Raw genomic sequence first — 5,890 nt, forward strand, 5'->3', positions numbered from 1 at the left:
AAGAAAAATCAATTCAGTAATTACAAATTTGGAGGGGAAGCGATGAAAGTAAGAATAATATTTACTCTCGCATTATTAGGCGGCATTTGCATGTTTACGACCGTCACTATGGCAGGTGAGGGTGGTTTGCATTTTGCAGAAAAAAATATTGCTAAGGCAGCAGAATATCTTGAGAAAAAGAAAGTAACGGTAGCAGATAGCGAAGTCTTACATGCCAAAACAGTCGAAGCTAAAACTCAAAAATAAATACTCAAGTTATCCAGAATAAAGCTCACTCCATCATGAGATAGGTGAGCTGTTCTGCAAGTTATCAAGTTATATAGATCCACTAACTGAAATATAATTTGCATAGATGCATAAACAGCATTTCTGTAGAGATAAATTTTTACTTTTACAAAAGATGCCTAAATTGCTGCTACTCCAGTTTCGCTGGTTCTGATTCGCACGACCTGCTCTAAAGGAGTGACAAAAATTTTGCCATCACTAATTTTATCGGTACATGCCGCTTTAATGATACCTTCAATCACCTGATCTACCTTTTCATCTGGGACGGCAACTTATACTTTTACTTTCGGAAGGAATTCAGCACTATACTCAGCACCATGATACATTTCAGAGTGACCTTTCTGGCGTCCGGCACCTTTTACCTCAGTGACTGTCAAACCATGAACACCCTGATGAGAAAGTTCAGCACGTACATCATCGAGTCTGAATGGTTTAATAATTGCTGTTATTAATTTCATCTCGATCTCCTTGGCTTATCTTAATTCTTTAAAAATAGAAGCCATTGAAGAGAGATACAATTTAAATATGTATTTACTGTTTCAAATTCACTTCATTAGACATGAAATCCGCATGAATGATTTTTCAGATTGCTTTTATATGAATAAAAGGGAGGATTAAGTTAGAAATGAGTACTGCTACTTTTTTTAATCTTATTTCTTTGCTTTAATTCTGCTTATCCTGATTTAACCTTAACCAATTCTCATTTTTAATATAAAAATAATTAATTCAGAAGCTTAGTTGAAAAAATTATTTTCTAAGTGATTAGCAATGGAATAGTGACCAAAAATTTATTAAATACAGCTTCACAATTCAAAAGAATTTCGCTAAAACTACAATCAAATGTTAATAAAATGTAATTTTTTGTATGAAAAATTTATTTTCAGCACTCATTGCTGTTGGGGCTCTAACGGGTTGTATCAATACCACTCATATGGGACACGGAGCTGACCGTAAACAACTCATGTTGTTATCTCAAGATCAGGTCGTTGAACAGGCGAAGCGTAAATTTACCCAAAAAACGGGACTTATCGAAAAAGAATATTTAAGTGAAGCTGAAATACGTTGCGCTAAAATTATGAACAGGATAATTCCTTATACGGATCATTACATTTCAGCAGATCGAACAATTAAATGGGGCGTTCATCTTTATCATTCAGACAAATCCAATGCAGGTGCCTTGGCTAATGGCATGATTTTCATGAGCTACAAGATGGTAAATCGTGCGATGCTGGATGATGAAGCGCTGGCGTACATTTTGGCGCATGAAATGGCACATGTTATTCGTGAGCATCAGCGCGAAACACAGAGCTGGAAATATATTGTAAGTCCAATTTTAGTGGGAACTGCTTGGGCAACAGCAGGAACTTCAGCACTGATTACGGGCGTATTGCATGATGGGTATGGCAGTACCTATCAGCGCCGCATGGAGAAAGAAGCAGATTTGTTGGGACTCGAACTTATGGCAAGAGCAGGATATAACCCTAAACAGGGAATTGCAGTATTCGCTCAGTTCTATCCGACTTTTCTGAAAGAATACCCGATACAAAGCAAATTACCTGCATTTATGCAACGGCATCCATCTTTAAAGCAACGTCTAAAATATGCCGAAGAAAATCTGGATAGCCCGATGGCGCTTTATGATAAAAGCACTACGGAACAGTTGAGCTCTAAAAATCTGATTGAAATCAAACAAGATCCGAATACGAGGTTACTGATTAATGGTCAACTGGTACGTAATATTGATATTGAGTCAATCACCAAGGATGCAGAAGGTAAGCTCCATTATGTACTCAAATCGAATGTGCAAACCAGCGTCACCAGTCAAAGTCCAGTGAGTCAACCCAAAGACGCCTTGAGCACAGTGAAAAGGGTGCTATAACTTGATAAACATGGATTTACCAGACTTCAACAGCATATGATTTATAGTGTTTTAAACTGAAATCAATTGTTTGATGATGCGTTGAAATGAATGAGAGTAAATACCAAGAAATTAACCGCTAAATTGCTCACGGCCCATTGGACACGTGAGCAGGACATTATACTGATTGAAAATAATAATTTACCTATTGAACAACTCAGTGAAATGCTGAAATGCAGTCAAGAAGATATTATGGCCCGCCGAAAAGTCTTAGGGCTGGTGACGCGCAACAAGCAGTTAAGACGGCTTTTATAATGATTGAATTATCCCTGCATGATGCCACTGACGCCCGTGACAATCATATCAATCGCAATTGTCCCAATCAGCAGAGCAGCAACACGACCGACAATATCGACATATAAATCGATGTAGTTGGAGTATTTATGCTGTAAATGATCATGTAAATATTTCATCAGAATTAACAGGCTACAGGTCAGAAACAGGGTAGAGAAAATCACCAGAATAGTTTGCCATAAACTGAGCTGAATGCCGGTAATCACGGATGCCGAAATGGTTCCTGGACCAATCATAAAGGGCATGGCAATGGTGCCCGCCAGATGACTGGGTGCACCACGCATGACCCCAATCGTATCGGCACCTTCAAATACATAACGATAGCCAATCACCAGAAAGATAATACCGCCAAAAATCTGGAAGGATTCAAAGCGGACATGCAGCACTTCCTGAAAGAAGGCTTCACCAGTTTTTGCAAAAATGATGAACACAATAAAGCTGATCAGACTGCCCTGAATCAATGCCATGTTGAATACTTTAGCCTCGGAATTACGGATAATTCCGAGCATGTAAATACTCATCAAAAAAGGATTGAGCAGGGAGAAAAATAGGGCAAAGGCATTTAAAGTTTCTGACATTATTCAATCCTTTTTAATGGGTCTTATCCTAAGATTCGCGATCCGGAAACAGTGGGCGTTTACCCGGACTAATCCGGTTGATATGCAGATACATCATATGACGTTCATATTTATCCAGAATGTCATTGATCACCTGTTCTTTGCTATAACCCACCAGATCATTGCCCTGAGAACCTTCAAATAGGTAACTTTCCAGACGGTAGTAATAGCGTTTGGTACGTTTCCCGCGGGCACTGAAGTTTGGCGTGTCATAACGTACTGGCCAAATGGCATAGACAAAGTTTTCTTCTTCATCCAGCTGAATGACTAAATCCAGATGATAAAGTTCAGGTTCATGATCAACCGGTTTTTCCTGTACATCGACTTGTATCCCTTTGCTGATCAGCTCGCTGGCTACAGCCTGAATTGCCGGTTTACACACGTCATCCAGCATGTTTCGGGTTTGGTTCAAGCTGGGATGCAGCATGACCCGACTCAGGCGTTTCTTCCAGTTAAAAATATCGACATTGCCGACCACAGGCGCTGCATTCAGACTGGTGCTGGCTTGACGGAAATCTTCAAGTCGCAAAGATTTATATAAACCTGCCATCACAAAGAAGATCACGAAACTAAAAGGCAGACCCATAATAATCGTAGTGTTCTGTAATGCTGTCACGCCATTCGCCATGAGCATTGCCAAAGTCAGCAAACCGATGGCAATCGCCCAGAAAATACTGAGCCAGCGTGGAGAGTCATGCTCGATATTGCTAAATTTAGTGGTGAAATTGCCTAATACCAATGCTCCAGAATCTGCCGAGGTCACATAGAATAATAAACCGGTAATCGTGGCCACGCCTGCGGTAAACATAAAGCCGGGATATTGGGCTAACAGATCATAAAAACCGTGGGCCGGGTTATCGAGAACGGTCGCTGCTAACTGAGTATTACCATCAAAAATAACGCTATATAAGGCGCTGTTACCAAAAATAGATAACCAGGTCAGGGTAAATAACAATGGAATAACCAAAGTCCCAGTGACAAATTCACGAATGGTACGACCACGTGAAATTCGTGCCAGAAAAAGTCCCACAAAAGGTGACCAAGCGATCCACCATGCCCAGAAGAACAAGGTCCAGCTATTCATCCATTCTTTCGGTTGCTCAAAAGGAAAACTGGTCAAAGATAGTTGAGGAAACTGGCTAATGTAGTCGCCAAAGTTCTGGATTAAAGCACCCAGTAAAAACTCGGTATTACCGACAAATAGAATAAATAGCAGCAGCCCAATTGATACATAGATATTAATTTCAGACAGGATCCGGATGCCTTTATTGACACCGGCAGCGACAGAAAAAATCGTAATAATCACGGCCACCAGAATTAAAGCGGTCTGGACCCAGAGATTTTCCGGTAAACCAAACAGCACATGCAGACCATAATTTAATTGTACGACGCCAATACCGCAGGTGGTGGCAATACCAAAAATCGTCCCGAGTACCGCAGCAGTATCTACTGTATGTCCAATTGGACCATTAATTTTTTTACCGAAGATGGGATAGAGTGCCGAACGGATGGTCAGTGGCAGGTTATAACGATAACTGAAATAGCCCAGTGCGACCCCAATCAGTGCGTACATACTCCAGCCGGTTAAACCATAGTGAAACAGCGTCCAGACCATGGACTGACGTGCAGCCTCAAAGGTTTCGCCTTCACCCACCGGTGGATGCATATAATGGGAAAGCGGTTCTGCCACCGAGAAAAACATCAGGTCAATCCCGATTCCGGCAGAAAATAGCATCGCCGACCAACTCAGTAGACTAAATTCTGGCTTGGAATGTTTAGGACCCAATTTAATTTCGCCATAACGGGAGCAGGCGATAAAAAGGATAAAGACCAGATACAGTGTTGCCGCCAACAGGTAGTACCAGCTAAAGGTCGCACTGACCCAGTTTAAAATATTGGTAATAACCTGATTGGCCTGTTCATTAAATAAAATGGTGATGATAGAAAACAGTAGAATAAGCGTTGCCGAAAAATAAAAGACCACTTTATTCAGACTATCTTGCACCTCTTCGTTTTTCTTTTGCATAAATCCATGACCATCGTTTTGTTGCCGGATGATCTACAGTGCAGTGTGATTTGAAAGCAAGAGCCTGCGGTAAAGCTGCCTTGTTTTTGTGAATTACAAACTTTTGCAAATCCAAAACAAACTGCGCTGTACATCAAGGGTGAGCTGGCACTATAATTTTTATTAATTGAACGTTCAATTAAAAAAGCGTTTATGAATTGTTACATCACTCCGCTATTGATCTAGCAGAATGGTTTTCTATTGTTATATTCGTTATTCAGGTTAGTCCTATGCCAAAAGTTGGTATGCAGCCGATCCGTCGCCAGCAATTAATCGATGCCACCTTAGCTGCCGTGAATGAATTGGGTTTTGCCGAAAGCTCAATCAGTCAGATTGCCCAGCGCGCCGGAGTATCAACCGGCATCATAAGTCATTATTTTGGCGGTAAAAATGGGCTCATTGAAGCAACGATGCGTTATTTATTGCAGCAGTTAGGTAAGTCTGTTGCAGAAATGCAGTCCCAAGTGGATAGCACACCTGAACAACGTTTACTGGCCATTGTGCGAGGCAACTTTGCTGCCCCACAAACAGATAAAGCGGCCATGAAAGTCTGGCTGGCATTTTGGGCCAGCAGTCTGCATCAACCTGATTTACACCGTTTACAGCAGGTCAACCATTACCGCCTGCATTCCAATATCAAGTACGAATTCATGAAAGCGCTGCCTAAGACACAAGCTGAAAAAGCCGCTCAAGGTTTGGCTGCGCTGATTG

At 41.2% G+C, this 5,890-nt stretch carries 6 protein-coding genes and 1 pseudogene; 4 read left to right on the plus strand and 3 right to left on the minus strand.

Annotated features, from left to right (window positions below; all coding sequences use genetic code 11):
- On the plus strand, positions 1-246 hold a 246-nt coding region (locus tag B4033_RS10465), incomplete at its 5' end, for a hypothetical protein (protein ID WP_286833733.1).
- A gap of 158 nt (positions 247-404) precedes the next feature.
- Here the strand turns inward: B4033_RS10465 and B4033_RS10470 are convergent.
- Positions 405-743, minus strand: a pseudogene (locus B4033_RS10470) (P-II family nitrogen regulator).
- 407 nt (positions 744-1,150) lie between these two features.
- Here B4033_RS10470 and B4033_RS10475 point away from each other — a divergent pair.
- Complete coding sequence (locus B4033_RS10475; RefSeq protein WP_004894832.1) at positions 1,151-2,164, plus strand: M48 family metallopeptidase; 1,014 nt, start codon at positions 1,151-1,153, stop codon at positions 2,162-2,164.
- 90 nt (positions 2,165-2,254) lie between these two features.
- Positions 2,255-2,458, plus strand: coding sequence for a hypothetical protein (locus B4033_RS10480; RefSeq protein ID WP_004809384.1), 204 nt, complete (start codon positions 2,255-2,257; stop codon positions 2,456-2,458).
- An 8-nt stretch (positions 2,459-2,466) separates the two neighbouring features.
- Here B4033_RS10480 and B4033_RS10485 read toward each other — a convergent pair whose 3' ends face one another.
- Positions 2,467-3,075 carry a MarC family protein gene (locus B4033_RS10485; protein ID WP_004894827.1) on the minus strand — a complete coding sequence of 203 codons (609 nt, stop codon included), beginning with the start codon at positions 3,073-3,075 and terminating at the stop codon, positions 2,467-2,469.
- A gap of 28 nt (positions 3,076-3,103) precedes the next feature.
- The gene (locus B4033_RS10490; RefSeq protein ID WP_376745275.1) at positions 3,104-5,140 is read right to left on the minus strand and encodes a choline transporter; all 2,037 of its coding nucleotides are present in this window, start codon (positions 5,138-5,140) and stop codon (positions 3,104-3,106) included.
- Positions 5,141-5,409: 269 nt separating this feature from the next.
- Between B4033_RS10490 and betI the strand changes: the two genes are divergently transcribed.
- Positions 5,410-5,890: transcriptional regulator BetI (betI, locus tag B4033_RS10495; protein WP_286833740.1), on the plus strand; the 481-nt coding region annotated here is incomplete at its 3' end.

It is taken from the genome of Acinetobacter sp. UBA3132, assembly GCF_002364825.1.
Classification (GTDB): domain Bacteria; phylum Pseudomonadota; class Gammaproteobacteria; order Pseudomonadales; family Moraxellaceae; genus Acinetobacter; species Acinetobacter schindleri.